Source organism: Chroococcidiopsis cubana SAG 39.79 (genome assembly GCF_003991895.1).
In the GTDB taxonomy this organism is placed as follows: domain Bacteria; phylum Cyanobacteriota; class Cyanobacteriia; order Cyanobacteriales; family Chroococcidiopsidaceae; genus Chroococcidiopsis; species Chroococcidiopsis thermalis.
In genome coordinates this window covers 18,249-34,954 of the sequence record NZ_RSCK01000030.1, presented here as the reverse complement: position 1 = coordinate 34,954, position 16,706 = coordinate 18,249, and the positions used below count along the sequence as shown (strand labels likewise).

Annotated in this window: 14 protein-coding genes and 1 tRNA gene; 9 read left to right on the top strand and 6 right to left on the bottom strand. The window is 43.2% G+C overall.

Annotation, left to right across the window (positions count from 1 at the left end):
- Positions 1–438: 438 nt before the first annotated feature.
- The gene (locus DSM107010_RS18220) at positions 439–942 is read right to left on the bottom strand and encodes a hypothetical protein (RefSeq protein WP_106169026.1); all 504 of its coding nucleotides are present in this window, start codon (positions 940–942) and stop codon (positions 439–441) included.
- 229 nt (positions 943–1,171) lie between these two features.
- Between DSM107010_RS18220 and DSM107010_RS18215 the strand changes: the two genes are divergently transcribed.
- Entirely contained in the window at positions 1,172–1,612 is a 441-nt protein-coding gene (locus DSM107010_RS18215) for a secondary thiamine-phosphate synthase enzyme YjbQ (protein WP_106169025.1), read from the top strand.
- A 36-nt stretch (positions 1,613–1,648) separates the two neighbouring features.
- Here the strand turns inward: DSM107010_RS18215 and DSM107010_RS18210 are convergent, their stop codons facing one another.
- The gene (locus DSM107010_RS18210) at positions 1,649–2,761 is read right to left on the bottom strand and encodes an AI-2E family transporter (protein ID WP_106169024.1); all 1,113 of its coding nucleotides are present in this window, start codon (positions 2,759–2,761) and stop codon (positions 1,649–1,651) included.
- A 173-nt stretch (positions 2,762–2,934) separates the two neighbouring features.
- On the opposite strand from DSM107010_RS18210, the gene DSM107010_RS18205 reads away from it, so the two are divergent.
- Positions 2,935–3,222 carry a YggT family protein gene (locus DSM107010_RS18205; protein ID WP_106169023.1) on the top strand — a complete coding sequence of 96 codons (288 nt, stop codon included), beginning with the start codon at positions 2,935–2,937 and terminating at the stop codon, positions 3,220–3,222.
- A 40-nt stretch (positions 3,223–3,262) separates the two neighbouring features.
- On the opposite strand, the gene accC is transcribed toward DSM107010_RS18205, so the two are convergent.
- A complete protein-coding gene (gene accC / locus DSM107010_RS18200; RefSeq protein WP_015152674.1) occupies positions 3,263–4,612 on the bottom strand; it encodes an acetyl-CoA carboxylase biotin carboxylase subunit in 1,350 nt (449 codons plus the stop codon).
- 159 nt (positions 4,613–4,771) lie between these two features.
- Between accC and DSM107010_RS18195 the strand changes: the two genes are divergently transcribed.
- The 5 genes from DSM107010_RS18195 (at position 4,772) to folB (ending at position 11,469) form a co-directional block, all read left to right on the top strand.
- A tRNA-Leu gene (locus DSM107010_RS18195) sits at positions 4,772–4,852 on the top strand.
- A 193-nt stretch (positions 4,853–5,045) separates the two neighbouring features.
- Positions 5,046–5,657 carry a chorismate lyase gene (locus DSM107010_RS18190; protein WP_106169138.1) on the top strand — a complete coding sequence of 204 codons (612 nt, stop codon included), beginning with the start codon at positions 5,046–5,048 and terminating at the stop codon, positions 5,655–5,657.
- 295 nt (positions 5,658–5,952) lie between these two features.
- Positions 5,953–7,455 (top strand): multicopper oxidase family protein, encoded by a 1,503-nt coding sequence (locus tag DSM107010_RS18185; protein ID WP_106169137.1) that lies wholly within the window; start codon positions 5,953–5,955, stop codon positions 7,453–7,455.
- A gap of 576 nt (positions 7,456–8,031) precedes the next feature.
- The gene (gene ydiJ, locus DSM107010_RS18180; RefSeq protein WP_127023566.1) at positions 8,032–11,055 is read left to right on the top strand and encodes a D-2-hydroxyglutarate dehydrogenase YdiJ; all 3,024 of its coding nucleotides are present in this window, start codon (positions 8,032–8,034) and stop codon (positions 11,053–11,055) included.
- Positions 11,056–11,106: 51 nt separating this feature from the next.
- On the top strand, positions 11,107–11,469 hold the full coding sequence (gene folB / locus DSM107010_RS18175; RefSeq protein WP_127023563.1) for a dihydroneopterin aldolase: 363 nt from the start codon (positions 11,107–11,109) through the stop codon (positions 11,467–11,469).
- Between the two features lie 50 nt (positions 11,470–11,519).
- Here the strand turns inward: folB and DSM107010_RS18170 are convergent, their stop codons facing one another.
- From DSM107010_RS18170 to groES, 3 genes are all read right to left on the bottom strand, one after another.
- Positions 11,520–12,305, bottom strand: coding sequence for a DUF3891 family protein (locus DSM107010_RS18170; protein WP_106171034.1), 786 nt, complete (start codon positions 12,303–12,305; stop codon positions 11,520–11,522).
- Between the two features lie 269 nt (positions 12,306–12,574).
- Complete coding sequence (gene groL / locus DSM107010_RS18165; protein WP_015152680.1) at positions 12,575–14,215, bottom strand: chaperonin GroEL; 1,641 nt, start codon at positions 14,213–14,215, stop codon at positions 12,575–12,577.
- A gap of 106 nt (positions 14,216–14,321) precedes the next feature.
- Positions 14,322–14,633: a co-chaperone GroES gene (gene groES / locus DSM107010_RS18160; RefSeq protein WP_039713348.1), complete on the bottom strand. Its 312-nt coding sequence runs from the start codon at positions 14,631–14,633 to the stop codon at positions 14,322–14,324.
- A gap of 331 nt (positions 14,634–14,964) precedes the next feature.
- On the opposite strand from groES, the gene DSM107010_RS18155 reads away from it, so the two are divergent.
- Together DSM107010_RS18155 and DSM107010_RS18150 are read left to right on the top strand one after the other, a co-directional pair.
- Positions 14,965–15,417, top strand: a complete 453-nt coding sequence (locus DSM107010_RS18155; protein WP_015152682.1) for a (2Fe-2S) ferredoxin domain-containing protein — start codon at positions 14,965–14,967, stop codon at positions 15,415–15,417.
- Between the two features lie 513 nt (positions 15,418–15,930).
- The gene (locus tag DSM107010_RS18150) at positions 15,931–16,578 is read left to right on the top strand and encodes a response regulator transcription factor (RefSeq protein WP_015152683.1); all 648 of its coding nucleotides are present in this window, start codon (positions 15,931–15,933) and stop codon (positions 16,576–16,578) included.
- Positions 16,579–16,706 lie beyond the last annotated feature (128 nt).

The following is a 16,706-nucleotide window of genomic DNA, read 5'->3' as shown; positions in this document are numbered from 1 at the left end:
TTTTTAATTACAAACATATCAAACAAAAGCTTGGATTGAGCTGTAACCAAAAGACGCGCTCTCGCTTTTTCTCTACTACTAATTATTAAGACAGGGACTTATTTTCAAACAAATATTGTTGCCTCTGTTACGATAATCCCGCAACATTAAGGTGAGTTAATCGCCTGGTTAATACTGAGTCATTTTTTTACATTAGGTTGCTATAGTTAACTTTATATAGAACACGATAAGCAAATATATCTAGTCATCAATTTGCAAAATTTAGTTTGCTTGCTGAAAGCTATTTTCTCAATTCAGCTAGTAGTTTAAATGCGAGCCTATCGGATATACTTTGTTGTTTAAACAATTTTCTCCGCGCCACCTCTGCGATCGCAACAATAGATCGGTGTGTATAAAAAAAATCAAAATTTGCAGAATTACGTACATTTCTCATTTCAATCAGTCATCGCGATAGGCGGGATCGTCTTCTTTTAACCTACGCGCAGTATTTACATTCGCAGGAGTACGCTGACTATCGGTTGCAGTTCCATTTGGCGATGAGGAAAAGCCTAACAAAAGTGCGGAGTTGCTGAAGTATCTCGTCCAGTGACTCAACACGGGTTGCGATCGCCAATCGACTCGCGAGACTTGAGTATGGAGTAAAGGGACTTGTTGCCCATTGCGATCGCCTACTACCGTTACAGAAATCGCTGTAACTCTGGGTTTTCGATCGAACTCTTGCTGAATCAACTCGCTAGTCTGTGACTCGGCTTGCTGCATCAGACGAGCAAAAGAAGGCATTCCCTCAGAACTAAGGACGAGATTTAAAGATTTAGGTTGCGCTCTAGCTGGGGTAGAATACCAGCAGCTTACACACATTGTTGCGACTAAAATGATTTTTACTGGAATTGTTTTGGCTGGGGCGATCGCTCTAGATAGTCGAAACTGTCGAAAAACACTCATTATCTTGACTAAATCCTTATTCTCTGCATAGTTACGAGGAGGAAAGGAGAAATGCAGACTGTTCCTAAGCTTAGCGATCGCGCTTTAATAAGTCAGTAAGTCCAGGTTAAGTTTCAGTTATTAGTTATCAGTGACTCGTGGCTAGTGGCTGGTGACTAGAAAAGAATTCAGCCGCCAGCCATTCACTGATGACCAACTACCAATTACCCATTACCATTTACCGACTACCGTGCCAATCATTAATAAATTTATTGAAATCGAAACTGCTCAAGGAATTAATATTCATAACATTACACCAGAAATTGACAAGATAGTATCCGCCACAGGAATTAATAACGGACAAGTTTTAATTTTTTCTCGTCATACTACGACCGCATTAGCAATTAATGAAGACGAAGAAAGATTACTAGAAGATATCAAAGTTTTTTTGAGCAAATTAGTTCCCGAATCAGAATGCTACTTGCATAACGACTTGCACTTAAGAAAAAATATCCCTGAAGATGAGCCGATAAATGCTCACTCGCACTTAATGGCGATGATGCTTAATAATAACGAAATTATTCCCATAGTCGATGGGAAACTTGCATTAGGAACCTATCAATCAGTTTTATTTTTTGAATTAGACGGCGCTCGAAAAAGAACAATTCTGTGTCAAATTTGGGGTGAATAATAAAAGTAGGGTGGGTATTGTCCACCTTAATATAAATCAAAAACTGAGATTATCTTTCCCTTCAGTAGAAGTCGCATCCTCATGCGTGATGGTAATTTTAGCCGCTACAGTAGAACGCCGCAGGTTACGAATTGCATCAATAGTATTTTTAATCGTACCAGCCAGGGGAACAGCTACAATTGCACCCAAAAAACCACCCATTTCAGCTCCAGTCAAGATGGCAATAAAGATCCAAATTGGGTTGAGTCCCGTAAAATTGCCCATCAATCTAGGTGCTAGCACGTTATCTTTAATTTGTTGCAACACAATTGCCGCCAAAGCAACTTGCAACCCCAGCAACCAATTTTGCACCATGACTAACAGCGTGACTGTACCAATGCCCAAGCTAGCACCAATAAATGGGATGAGTTCGGCTACGCCAATTAAGAGGGCAAATAGTAGTGCAAATGGCACGTTGAGAACTACGAAAATTGGGGTTAAAGCGGCAAACATGAATAACCCCAGTAATAGTTGAGTCAGAAAGAAATTTTGAAAATTGAGTCGCAAGGAAGCACTAAACGGAAGTCCAATCTCTGGTGGTAGGAAGCTAATGAGACCGCGCCAGAGGCGATCGCCGTAGAGCAGCATGTAAAATGCCAGTACCACCACTAAAATTGTCTCAATTAACCACGACAGCGTCCCGAGGGCAACTCCAAACGCCTGTTCTGGTATAGATGGCAAGCGTCTTTCAATCGTATCGTTAACGCGATTGCTAAAACCGCTCAGATCGAGAGGTAACTTTCTTACCCGCGCCCAGCTATCTAGTCTTCCCAACTGTGTTTGAATTGTATTTAACCAATCGGGAATTCTTTGAATCAATTCGATCGTTTGGTCGTAGACCAATGGCACTAGAGTTAGACCGATCGCCACCAACAAGACTAAACTCAAAAATAGAACGACGATGACTGCCTGAGAGCGGCTAAAGCCAACTCGCTCGAAAAACCGGACTGGGTAATTGAGTAGAAAAGCCAAAATAGCCGCGATCGTCAATACGGCGATCGTATGCTGAAAATATTGAAAAGCTTGACTCAATAACCAAATATTCAGAGCAATAACAGGACCGCTCAAACCGTAAATCGCTAAACGCTGCCAAGAGGCTGAACGGCGCATTTCTCACACCACCCACAATAGTTGCTCCACCACTAATCCTCGATTTTAGTGGCAAAATCTATTTAAGTGACAGGGTAAAGTTGTAAGTCGTAAGTCGTAAGTTAGACATCTAAATTTGCTTCTTACCTCTTGCCAACTACCAATTACCCATTACCAATTACCAATGACCATATATGACAACTGCTGCGATCGCAAATTTGGTGCTGGGGATCTTTCTCGGCTTAATGATTCTGCTATTCATCTTCCGCATCGTGCTGACTTGGTTTCCCCAAATAGACCTTAAGCGTTTTCCATACAACTTAATTGCCGTACCAACAGATCCCTTGTTAGTACCGATGCGAAAACTTGTACCACCCATAGGCGGTGTGGATATTACCCCCATCATCTGGGTCGGAATTTTTAGCCTGTTGCGAGAAATTCTGCTCGGTCAGCAAGGACTGCTGATGATGCTGATGCATTGAAATTTTATGTAGAGACGTTACATGTAACGTCTCTACCGATCTATTTCTTCAACATCACCTGCTCGACAAAATTGGTGTAAACCTCTGCCTTGAGAAACTCTGGAGTATCTAAAATCCGTTGGTGAAAGCCGATAGTCGTCGGTACGCCTGTGAGGGCGAATTCCCGCAAGGCGCGTCGCATTCGCCTAATTGCAGTCGGACGGTCTGGTCCCCAGACGATCAGCTTACCAATCAGAGAATCGTAGTAAGGCGGGATGCGATAATCGGTGTAAACGTGAGAATCCATCCTGACTCCTGGTCCTCCAGGAGCGAGATAGCCGCTGATCCGTCCTGGTGCGGGACGAAAATCTCGGTCTGGATCTTCAGCATTAATCCGACATTCAATTGCGTGTCCCCGCAACTTTACCTGCTCTTGGGTGAATTGCAGGCTTTCCCCTTGGGCAACGCGGATTTGTTCGGCAATTAAGTCAAGTCCTGTAATCATTTCCGTGACGGGATGCTCGACTTGAATCCGCGTATTCATTTCCATGAAGTAAAATTCTCCAGTTTGCGACAGGAGAAACTCTACCGTCCCCGCACCGATGTAATTAATCGACTTTGCCGCCATTACCGCAGCTGTTCCCATTTTCTCCCGTAATTCGGGGGTTAAGGCAGGGCTGGGAGCTTCTTCCAATAGCTTTTGGTGGCGGCGCTGGATCGAACAGTCCCGTTCGCCCAAGTGGACGACATTGCCGTAGCTATCTGCTAAGATTTGAAACTCAATATGGCGCGGGCGATCGACAAATTTCTCGACATACAGACCAGGGTTGCCAAAGGCGGCTTCTGCTTCTCCTTGAGCCGCTAAAAATAATCGCCCTAAATCTTCATCGCTGCGAACCAGACGCATTCCCCTGCCACCACCGCCAGCAGTGGCTTTAATCATGACTGGGTAGCCAATTTGACGCGCGATCTCCCGCGCTTCTTTTTCGTCTCTGACTAACCCATCACTCCCAGGGATGGTGGGGACTCCTGCCGCGATCATCGTTTCCTTCGCTGTGGATTTATCGCCCATAGCTCGAATTGCTTCTGGGGTTGGTCCAATAAAGGCAAGCTGGTGGTCGGCACAAATTTCCGCAAATTTCGCATTTTCCGCTAAAAAGCCATAACCAGGATGGATGGCAGTCGCGTTGCGCGTCAGAGCTGCGGCAATAATACTAGGGACGTTGAGATAACTTTTGCTACTGGGAGCTTCGCCAATACACACCGCTTCATCAGCTAATTGGACGTGGAGCGCGTCGCGGTCTACGGTTGAGTGTACCGCGATCGTCGCAATTCCCATTTCTTCACAAGTACGGAGAATTCTCAGGGCGATTTCCCCTCGGTTAGCAATCAGAATTTTGTCAAAGCGCATCTTCCAGCAAAGGATGTCGGTATCATCAGCATAGGGGTTGGCAGAATTCGTAATTCGTAATTCGTAATTCGTAATTATTTTGGCACGAGCGATCGCCTCTTTTTTGTTCAACTTTGCTGGTCTTGCTCCACAAGTATGCTAAATTATATATCTGCAAGCGCGGATGTGGCGGAATTGGTATACGCGCACGTTTGAGGGGCGTGTGGCTTTGCCTTGCGAGTTCGAGTCTCGCCATCCGCATTTTCAGTGACCAGTGACCAGTGACCAGTGACCAGCGATCGGTTGTCATGGGTGGTTGATAGCTGTCATGAGTGAGTATCTAGTGGCTGGATTCTTTTCTAGTCACCAGCCACTAGCCACGAGTCACTGATAACTGATAACTGTTCTGACTCCTGTTATATTAATAAGAAAGTCATGAATTTTTGTAAACAAATTGACTGCGACTTATAACTTTACAGATAAGCAGGTACTACCTAAGTCTTGGCATCGTCTCTCACCCATTTGGGAAGGTGATGAGAATACTATACAACCAGGGTTACCTCATACTCGTCTTGCTCCAGCTTGGCAGTTACTTTTGTTAGGTGATGGTTCTCCTACACGCCATTTACAATTGCTAACTGGGGAACCCACGGAAGTTGACGTGATTGATATGTCGGTAGTTGGCATGGATTTAGATGATGCACCAAGTATCATTGAAGCCGTACCAGGACCGAGATTGAGACGACAGGTGTGGTTGCGCAAACAATCGGGTCAGCGTTTGGCATATGCTGCATCTTGGTGGGAAGCCAGCCACGTCGATGAATATTTACAAAATCGTTCCTTACCAATTTGGGCTAGTCTAGCGCGTTTGCGGACTGAGTTATATCGGGATGTCCAAGGAGTTTATTACGGTCACTCAGAGGCGTTAGAAGCAGGATTTCAACACCAGGGACCATTTTGGGGTCGTCACTACTTGTTCTGGCATCACGGAAAGCCTTTGACGTTGATTTATGAGGTGTTTTCGCCTTATTTAACAAAATATCTAGGGTTGACGCAAGTAGATTGAGATAGTTGCGGACAACTGATACAGCCACTAATTTATAGCTTTGCGATCGCGCCACAACTCCAAAGTTAGGGAGTTAGTTCGTACTGGCAATCCGAGCGTGTCAAGCGATCGCTCTATTTCAGTCAAGTAACCTTTGTTACAAATTGCTGCTCGCCTACTCTATTCATCGCTCACGAGTTATATATTATTTTGATATAAGTATCTACTTTAAAGTGGCTGAAAATTTCTTTTAACCTCTGTAAGCCGCGCGGCATGTTTGGTTAAAAATTCAAACTCTTAATAAAAAAATCCAAACATGAATAGAATCACCAGACGGGAAGCACTCAAGCTCGGAGGGTTTGCTGCTGCTGGCAGTTCGCTTTTGCTTCCCATAGCACTTCAGCACCGTGGCTACGCTCAGACTGCTGGTAGTCCTCAACCGAGACGGTTTCAAGTTAAACTGCCGCTCCCACCAGTGCTAAACCCAGTACGCAGCGATGCTACAACCGATTACTACCAGATTGAGATGCAAAAGAACCAGGTAGAGATTTTACCTGGGTTGACAACAGAGATTTGGGCTTATAACAGCATTACTCCTGGTCCTACAATTAAACAGCGTCGCGATCGGCAGTCGGTTGTTCGCTTCATCAACAATGTAGGTACACCGACATCAGTTCACTTACATGGAATGGCATCGCTACCGCAATATGATGGTTACGCTGAGGATTTGATTCCGCCTGGCTACTACAAAAATTACATTTATCCAAATAACCGCGCTGCCACAATGTGGTATCACGATCATGCCATCCATGACACTGCGCGCAACGTATATATGGGATTGGCTGGAATGTACATCGTTCAAGACGATCTTGAGCTAGGATTACCTCTTCCTAAAGGCGAGTACGATGTACCCTTGGTCATTCAAGATAAGTTATTTACAAACAATGGTTCGTTCATCTTTGACCACGACAATCATCAGGGTTTAATGGGCGATGTCATTCTGGTTAACGGTGCGCCATATCCCCGCATGGAAGTAGCCAACCGCAAGTATCGCTTCCGAGTTTTAAACGCATCGAATTCGCGTTCTTATAGATTAGCTCTAAGTACAGGCGATGACTTGATTGTTATCGGCACAGATGGCGGATTGATGAGCGCACCAGTGAGAACTAAAGATTTGCGGATTGGCATGGGAGAGCGATACGAGCTGATTGTTGACTTTTCTAAATACTCCATCGGCACTCAGATACTTCTGCAAAACCTCGGTCTTCCTAACAATAAAGATTACGACGGCACAAGGCAGATCTTGCGCTTTGACGTAGTCCGGCAAGAGACTGATAACAGCTCTATTCCCTCCCAACTGCGTTCTTTTCAGCCGCTTGTAGCGTCTTCCGCAGTTGCTACTAGGCGATGGACTTTTGAGCATCGTAACGATCGCTGGGAGATTAATGGTAATGGTTGGGACAAAAATCGAGTTGATGCCAGGATCGGCTTAGGTAACACTGAGATTTGGGAGATTATCACCAATGGGCGTGACTGGTTTCATCCCGTACACTTTCACCTATTTGATTTCCAGATCCTCGAACGTAGCAGCCAGCCGCCACTTCCCTACGAGCGGGGTTGGAAAGATGTCGTATATTTAGGCGAAGACAATAATATTCGGATTATTGCTAGGTTTGGTCCTCATAACGGTAAGTATATGATGCACTGCCACAACACGGTTCACGAAGACCACGACATGATGACTCAATTTGAAGTGGGTAGCGGTGGAGCAGATCCGATGTCAGCTCCAGCAAAACCACTTCCAGCACCGTCATTCTAATTGGTAATGGGTAATGATAACTACCAAATAGTTTATATGTGCGTTAGTTTCCTTTACCGTACAGTTCATCATCGAATTTTTTTATCAGTGAAGAATTGTACGGTCTGGGAGAGGACAGATTTGAACGAGTATCAGAATTTGTATATGGTTGTTTACATAAGTTACTCAGGTTCAAAACCGTGCCTTTAGCTGTTTCCATATAGCACGTTGGCACATCAACCTTAAAGTTGATTACTTCTACGGATGGAGTTTTTTGAGGTGAAGATTTTGCCAAAGTAAAACTGGCTCTAGTTATAAATGCAGTAAAAAATATAGTTAGAAAAACTAGCAGCCAAAATGGTTTCAAAACATTTTTCCAAGATGGTAGCATATTTAATATAGTAAAAGTCCTGTTGTTCTTAAATTGTAGCTAGTTCTGGACAGCTCTATAAGGCGAGTTAAGAAACCTACACAAATTGCTCGTTTTAGTCAGTTATAATGTAAGGCTTAGTTATTTTACATTTCCGCGAGCTTTTTATAGTTTTAGATTCGCGATCGCCATCTCTTAAAATATTTAATAGTCAGCTGTGTAGGGTTATGCTTCCCAAGCTAAATCTAAAGGACAACTTAAAACCCGAATATCTACTTTTTTTAGATGCACTGGCGAAAACACCATTTTCAGGAGAAATTCGCCCCGATTTTGCCAGTCGATTGATGATGTCAACTGACAATAGTATCTATCAAATTTTACCGCAAGCGGTTGTCTATCCTAAATCCGAACAAGATTTAGTGCATTTATTTCAATTAGCACAGCAAGAACCATTTAAATCTGTAACTTTCTCACCCAGAGGTGGAGGAACGGGAACTAACGGTCAATCGCTTTCCCCTGGAATTATTATTGATTGTTCTAAGTACATGCACCAGATTTTAGAAATAAATCTGGAACAGGGATGGGTACGAGTGCAGCCAGGGGTAGTTTTGGATAAATTGAATGCCGAACTAAAGCCTTATGGAGTATTTTTTGCACCGTCTTTATCTCCTAGTAACCGTGCGACGATTGGAGGTATGATTAATACTGATGCTTGCGGTCAAGGTTCGCGGATTTACGGACGCACTAGCAACCATATTTTAGAGTTAAATTGGGTTTTAGCAGATGGGACTGTGGGGCGATCGCACGCTATTAACCTTTATACATTAAATCATCTAAAGCAACAACCAAATAGCATCGGACATATTTACAGTCAAGTTAATGAAATTGTTACAACCAAGCAAAAAATCATCGAGCAAAGTTTTCCTAAAATGCCTCGATTTATGACGGGATATAACTTGGCAAAGGTTTATTCACCGCCAGAACAAACATTTAATCTAAACTGGCTTTTAGCAGGTTCGGAAGGAACGCTTGCTATTATTACCGAAGCCAAATTAAAGTTAACTCCGATTCCTAAATATAAAAAATTATTGGCAATTCACTATAACTGTTTTAACGATGCTTTATTTGCAGCAGAGACTTTATTAGCTTTTGCACCCGCAGCTATAGAAACCATTGACGAAAAAATTCTCAGTCTGGCGAGACAAGATGAGATTTATGAAAAAGTCAAACATTTTATTCTAGGTGCAAAAGCAATCAACTTAGTTGAGTTTAGCAGTGACGACTTAGAGGAATTAGCACAGAAACTTACTCGAATCTGCCAAAGCATTACCTTAAATCGAAACCAGCCTCAGCAACCAACTGGTTATTATTTGGCGCAAAACGAAACAGAAATTTCTCATTTATGGGACTTACGCAAACGTGGTGTAGGACTCCTTGGTAATACTAAAGGCGATCGCAAACCAATTGCTTTTATTGAAGATACCGCAGTTCCGCCAGCGTGTCTAGCTAACTATATTTGCGAATTTCAAACTTTACTCAATGCCTATCAGCTAAATTATGCCATGTACGGTCATGTAGACGTAGGCTGTATGCACGTTCGACCAGCACTAGACCTGAAAGTACCACAAGATGAAGCACTGATCGGAGAATTATCTGACAAAGTTGTGGCGTTGGTCAGAAAATATGGTGGCGTAATGTGGGGAGAACACGGTAAAGGTTTTCGCAGCGAATATACTCCTACCTTTTTTGGCGAACTCTATCCCGATTTAGGCAAAATCAAAGCAGCTTTCGATCCCGATAATCGCTTAAATCCAGGCAAAATTGTCGCGCCAAACGCCAGTTATAACGAAGTGGTACGAGTCGAAGCACCTTTACGGGGACATTTCGATCGCCAAGTTGCAAAAGAAGTGCGATCGCAATACGAAGTTGCTTTTAGCTGTAACGGTAATGGCGCGTGCTTTAACTACAATCCCGATGATGTCATGTGTCCGTCTGCCAAAATTACAGGCGATCGCATTCACTCGCCTAAAGGTCGTGCCAGTTTGATGAGAGAATGGTTGCGGCAATTAGCCATCAATAAAAGTGAAGAAATAGAAAAATCTGGAAGTTTACCCCTCAAGTTCTGGAATAATTTAACTAAGATCTGGGGAAGTTATGACTATTCCCATGAAGTGTATAACGGAATGCACGGCTGTCTTTCCTGTAAAGCTTGTGCTAGCCAATGTCCGATTCATGTAGACATTCCCAGTCTGAAAGCACAATTTCTCGAACTTTACCACACCCGCTATCTGAGGCATTGGCGCGATTATTTCGTTGGGAATATTGAAACTCTCGCCAATTGGCAATCTCACGCACCTGTCTTATTCAATTTTCTGACTCAAAACTTCGTGACGCGCTGGTTAATTCAAAAATTCGTGCGAATGGTCGATCCACCCGCAATCAGCACGCTGACTGTCAGACAGGGATTAAAACAAAGACAAGCACCAGTTTTTGATTTAGAGAAATTATCTACTCTTAGCAAGTTAGAACGAGCAAACAGCGTTATTTTATTGCAAGACGCTTTTACCAGCTTTTACGAATCGCAAATAGTTCTCGATACTTACGATTGCTTGCGCGAGTTAGGTTATACAGTGTACGTTCCACCTTTTTTCGTGAATGGAAAGACATTGCACGTTAAAGGGTTTTTAAAAACATTTCAAGCGATCGCGCAAAAAAATACTGACTATTTAAATCAATTAGCAAAACTAGAAATTCCCCTTGTAGGAATTGAACCTAGTATTGTCCTAACCTACCGAGATGAGTATATCAAAATTAAAGGTTTAAAAGCAAGCTTTCGAGTGCAGTTATTGCAAGAATTTTTGTGGGAAAACCAAGCGAGGTTAAAGCAAAAAATTGGCGATCGCATATCTGAATCAGATCGTTATTACTTATTCGGTCACTGCACCGAAAAAACGATTGCTTTAAACTCACAAAAACAATGGCAGCAGATTTTTCAAATGTTAAAAATTCCTTTGAGTTTAGTTCCTACAGGCTGTTGTGGTATGGCGGGTATTTACGGACATGAAGCCGAACACTATAATGAATCTCAAGGAATTTATTCTATGAGCTGGAGACGGCAAATTTCATCCGATGTAGAACAGAGAAAATTTTGTTTAGCTACTGGTTACTCTTGCCGTTCTCAGATAAAACGCTTTGATAGTTTCGTACCTTTACATCCAATTCAAGTTATACTTTCGCACTGTAAAATATAATTAATTTAACACAAATTCTACCAATTACCAATTACCAATTACCCTAATTATATGGACTGCATTCATCTAGAAAAAATTCGCTGTTATGGTTATACTGGATATTTACCAGAAGAACAGATATTAGGACAATGGTTTGAGGTTGATGTAACGCTGTGGTTAGATCTATCAGTGGCGGGTAAGAGCGATGCTATTGAAGACACAATCGATTATCGTAATATTATTAGTAACGTTCAGCATTTAGTTAAGACTTCTAAGTTTGCATTAGTCGAAAAACTAGCAACAGCGATCGCGGAATCTATTTTAGCAGTGAAGGGGACAGAACAAGTTAAAGTAAAATTATCTAAACCCGCCGCACCCATACCAGATTTTAGCGGCAGAATTTCAATTGAAATTACGAGAAATGCTCGGGAATAATTTCCAATTCAATGTAGAGACGTTACATGTAACGTCTCTACATAACGTTTCTACATTGGAATCAAAACAGTAGACATATTTACCCATTCTGCATTTGCCAAAGCCTGACGCATTTGAGTTTCATCGGTAAACTTTTCATTTAAAACTCGCCCATCATAATTGAGTTTTACTTCATCTCGTTCAAATGCCCAAGGTTCAACTTTAATTTTGTCAAAATTATCATTTACAGGAATCAGAGTTAGAGTCGTTTCCCCAGATGCGGTAGGAATATGATGAAATTGCCTTTCCTCTCGCAGTCCCATACATAAAGCAAGTGATAATAAATCCCAAATTGCTACTAATTTGCGATTGCGTTGAATTACTTCTGGAGTTGTATGATTTGCATAGTAAGAGTCATTCTGTAAATAATTAACGAGCTGTTTTTGATAAGCATATTCTTGCTGCAAATATTCTTCTACTAACTGAGTAGATTCAGGTGAATTTTCCCATTTTCGGAAGCGCTCAAACAATCCCGTACCGTGGAGCGAAACCAATAACGCTGCATATCTACCGTAAGACGAAGTTAAATGCTTGACACCAGACCAAATCTTAACCGAGATTTCTGAAGGGAGTTCCATAAAATGATGAGGATAACCCGTCTGGAGATTTAAAGTCGGTTCGTTTTCCCAAAAGACCCAACCAATATCGTGTATTGCCGCACCAAGACAAACTTCTTCTCTAGGCGTAAAATTCCCAAAATCTTGATTTCCCCAAGCTTGTGCCAGACAACCTGCAATCCAAGCATGAGTTGGTTGTGCGATCGCAATTATTCCTGTTGGTGTTTGGCGGTGGAGCATCTCTCTGCGTTCTCGCTCGATTAACTTGAGATTAAATTAACATTTTCCTGTCTGTCGCCTAGCCATAGATATAGTCAATAGCTTCTGTTTTGGAAAATGGTAGAAATTTTAAACAGAGATGGATGCAGGTGGCACGTAAAATACAAATGCGATCGGTTTTTTGACTTTTAACTTTTGACTTTTGACTTTATAAAAAAACAGCCACCTCCCAAGGGAAGCAGCTGTATTCTTCACAATTGAGGTAGACAGTAGCCTACCTCTAACAAACTTTAGTAATCGAAATCTCCGCCACCCATACCAGCGCCAGCACCAGCAGGAGCGCCATCTTTTGGTTCAGGCTTATCAACCACGATACACTCAGTTGTCAGCACCATACCAGCGATAGAAGCAGCATTTTGCAGCGCGGAACGAGTCACTTTAGCAGGGTCAACAATACCAGCGCTAAACATATCGACGTACTCGTTTTTAGCAGCGTCGAAGCCGATATTGAAATCTTTTTCCTTGACGCGCTCGGCGATGACCGCACCGTTTTGACCTGCGTTTTCAGCAATCCGCTTCAGGGGAGAAGTTAGAGCGCGAGCTACAATTGATGCACCGATTAATTCTTCACCCTTGAGGCTGCTACTTGCCCACTGTTCCAACTGAGGAGCTAAGTGAGCCAAGGTTGTACCACCACCAGGAACGATACCTTCTTCTACGGCGGCTTTGGTAGCGTTAATCGCGTCTTCCAGGCGTAGTTTGCGGTCTTTCATTTCGGTTTCAGTTGCAGCACCGACTTTGACCACAGCAACGCCACCAGCTAGTTTAGCTAAGCGCTCTTGTAGCTTTTCTCTGTCGTAGGAAGATTCGGTTTCGTCCATTTGACGGCGAATCTGTTCGCAACGAGCCTTAACAGCTTGTTCGTTACCTTCAGCGACAATTGTGGTGTTGTCTTTGGTAATGGTGATCCGGCGTGCTTTACCGAGCATGTCTAGCTTGGTGTTATCCAGCTTCAGACCAGCATCTTCAGTAATCAATTGACCACCAGTGAGGATAGCGATATCTTCCAGCATAGCCTTGCGGCGATCGCCAAACCCAGGAGCCTTGACCGCAGCTACGTTGAGTACGCCACGCAGACGGTTAACAACTAGGGTTGCTAGCGCTTCTTTTTCAATATCTTCTGCCAAAATCAGCAGCGGACGACCAGAACGTGCAACTTGCTCTAGTACGGGGACTAAATCTTGTACCAAAGCAATTTTCTTGTCGGTAATCAAAATGAAAGGTTCGTCTAGAACAGCTTCCATCCGTTCGGGATCGGTAGCGAAGTAGGGAGAGATGTAACCTTTGTCAAAGCGCATCCCTTCGGTGATTTCTAGTTCGGTTGTCATGGACTTCCCTTCTTCTAGGGAAATGACACCTTCTTTACCCACCTTATCCATCGCTTCAGCGATCATGCTGCCAACTTCTTCATCGTTACCAGCAGAAATCGAACCGACTTGAGCGATCGCTTTAGAATCCTCTACAGGACGAGCGTGTTCGGCAATCTTTTCTACTAGGAAGTTAGCCGCTTTATCGATCCCGCGCTTGAGGGAAATTGCATTTGCACCCGCAGCAACGTTACGCAAGCCTTCTTTTACAATGGCGTGAGCTAATACGGTTGCAGTGGTTGTACCATCACCCGCAGCGTCATTGGTTTTGGAAGCAGCTTGACGAATTAGAGATACACCAGTGTTTTCGACGTGATCTTCTAATTCAATTTCTTTAGCGATGGTTACGCCATCATTGACGATCTGCGGTGCGCCAAACTTTTTCTCTAGCACCACGTTACGACCCTTTGGACCCAGCGTAACGGCTACCGCTTCAGCTAGAATGTCCATACCCCGTTCTAGGGCGCGACGAGCGTTTTCGTTGTAAATAATGCGCTTTGCCATAGTTGTCTTGCGATTTTGGATTTTAGATTTTGGATTTTAGATTTTGTAAATTGGTAGTTGGTAATTGGTAGTTGTGGATCTCCCATTACCCATTACCCATTACCGATTAGCTAACAACTGCTAAAATGTCTTTCTCAGACAACAGCACGTACTCATCTGTACCTAGCTTTACGTCTGTGCCAGCGTACTTAGAGTAAAGAACTTTGTCTCCAACCTTAACTTCTAATTCTTGGCGAGAACCATCATCATTACGCTTACCAGGACCAATGGCGACGATTTCACCAACTTGGGGTTTTTCCTTAGCAGTGTCGGGCAAGTACAAACCGCCAGCGGTTTTCTCTTCTGAGGCGCTGACTTTGACAAATACGCGATCGCCTAGTGGCTTAACTGTAGAAACGCTTAAAGATACTGCTGCCATACAAATTCCTTGCCTTGTTAGCACTCTCAACTCCTGAGTGCTAATTTAGCCAAAAGATAGAGATCGTGGCAACAAATTCGATTGTACGGGTTTCCGAACTAGAGAGTCGGGGGACAAGGGGGACAAGGGGGAACTCGCTCTTCCCCACGACCGAAGGGAGTGGGGATTAGGGGGCGAAGGGGGACAAGGGGGACAAGGGGGACAAGGGGGACAAGGAGGACAAGGGGATAATGAGGAACAAGACAATTTAAAATGCAATGTGTATGCGTGTAAATTATGTAACTTACCCGTTTCATTCCCTGAAGCTGAGATTTTCTCCCTCACTCCTCAAATGACCGACAACCTGACACCCCAAGATGAAACCTGTAAACCAAAAGATGATGAAGCTTTGGCTGTTTGCGTCCAGGCTTTAGGTTTACCGCAAATTCAACGCCATGTTTTTATTTGTGCCGACCAGACTTTACCGCAGTGCTGTTCTAAGGAAGCGAGCCTAGAATCTTGGGATTACTTGAAAAAACGCCTCAAACAATTAAAACTCGATAAACCAACGAGCGATCGCCCCAGTTGTATCTTTCGCACGAAGGCTAACTGCTTGCGCGTCTGTACTAATGGTCCAATTCTCGTAGTGTATCCCGATGGGGTTTGGTATCGTCAGGCAACCCCCGAAGTTATCGAACGGATTATCCAAGAACATCTCATCGGCAACCAAATTGTGCGCGAATATGCCTTTCTCGTTCATCCTCTTCCAGAACCGACATCAGACGCGATCGCTGATGACAACTAGTGCAGCATCAGAGAAGTCAATAGAATTGGCAAAATAACTTGGCAAAATAACTAAAAAGCCATCAGTTCTTTTGCACGAGACCCCATCTCATCACAGTTTATTAAGGATAGTTACAAAGAATATTTGATTTAGCAAACAAAATTGACTGACTTTTCTCAGTACAAATTTTGGCGTTTGCTCCTACTTTAGTGGGTTTTACTGATTCTTTCAAATAAAGATAGGTATATTTTGCTATTGTATCAGGTTTTATACGACAACGCCGAAAAAAGAATATATAATGATATCGCCTAAGTTATACCAAATAGGGCGTATCATTAGGTGTCCGTACTAAGACTGAAATCTTTGCAGTTGCAGTGCAGCACTAAAGCTATAAATCTTCTTTGAAGATTAAAATGGCTTTCCGACTACAATTCAGCGAGACCGAGGTCAGTAAAATACCACCAAACCGATAAATTGCAAGAGAAACTGCTATTGAAAAGTTCGACTGACTCAATTGTGGCGAGTAAGCGCAGCATGAAGGAAACTAGCGTAAAAGAGCACAAGCGACTGCTATTAATAGATGATGACCCCAACCTCATATTACTCGTCAAGGATTACCTAGAATTCCGAGGCTATGAGGTCATCACCGCAGAAAACGGGCGAGAGGCTTTAGAAGTTCTGGAGCAGGAAATTCCAGATATGATTATCTGTGACGTGATGATGCCAGAAATGGATGGCTATCAGTTTGTCAATCAGGTAAGACAGGACGAACGCACCAGTTGGATTCCGATTCTATTTCTTTCTGCCAAGGGTCAAAGCCAAGACAAAATCAAAGGTTTAAACATCGGTGCTGATGTCTACATGGTCAAACCATTCGAGCCAGAGGAACTAGTGGCTCAAGTGGAAGCTTCTCTTAAACAAGCTTATCGCCAGAGACAACAATCAGGTGGCAACGGCGAAAACGAGACAAAAATTCAAGTTCCTTTTGACGTGCATCTGACGCAAACAGAGCTAAAAGTCGTGCAATATGTGGCGAGAGGTCTAGCTAATCGCGATATTGCCGAAGAACTGAATGTGAGTCAGCGGACAGTAGAAAGCCACGTGTCTAATATGCTTGGTAAAACGGGATTGCACAATCGTACTGAGCTAGCACGTTGGGCAATTGAAAATCAAATGGCATGACTCGACATGGAAAATTGGCGGCTGGAGACTGGGGAATTCAAGAAAAAATGTAGCGGATTATGGCAAGAATAACTATATAGTTGAATCAGCACGACTGGCTGATGCCGTATAGATTAAATCCTGCTGTC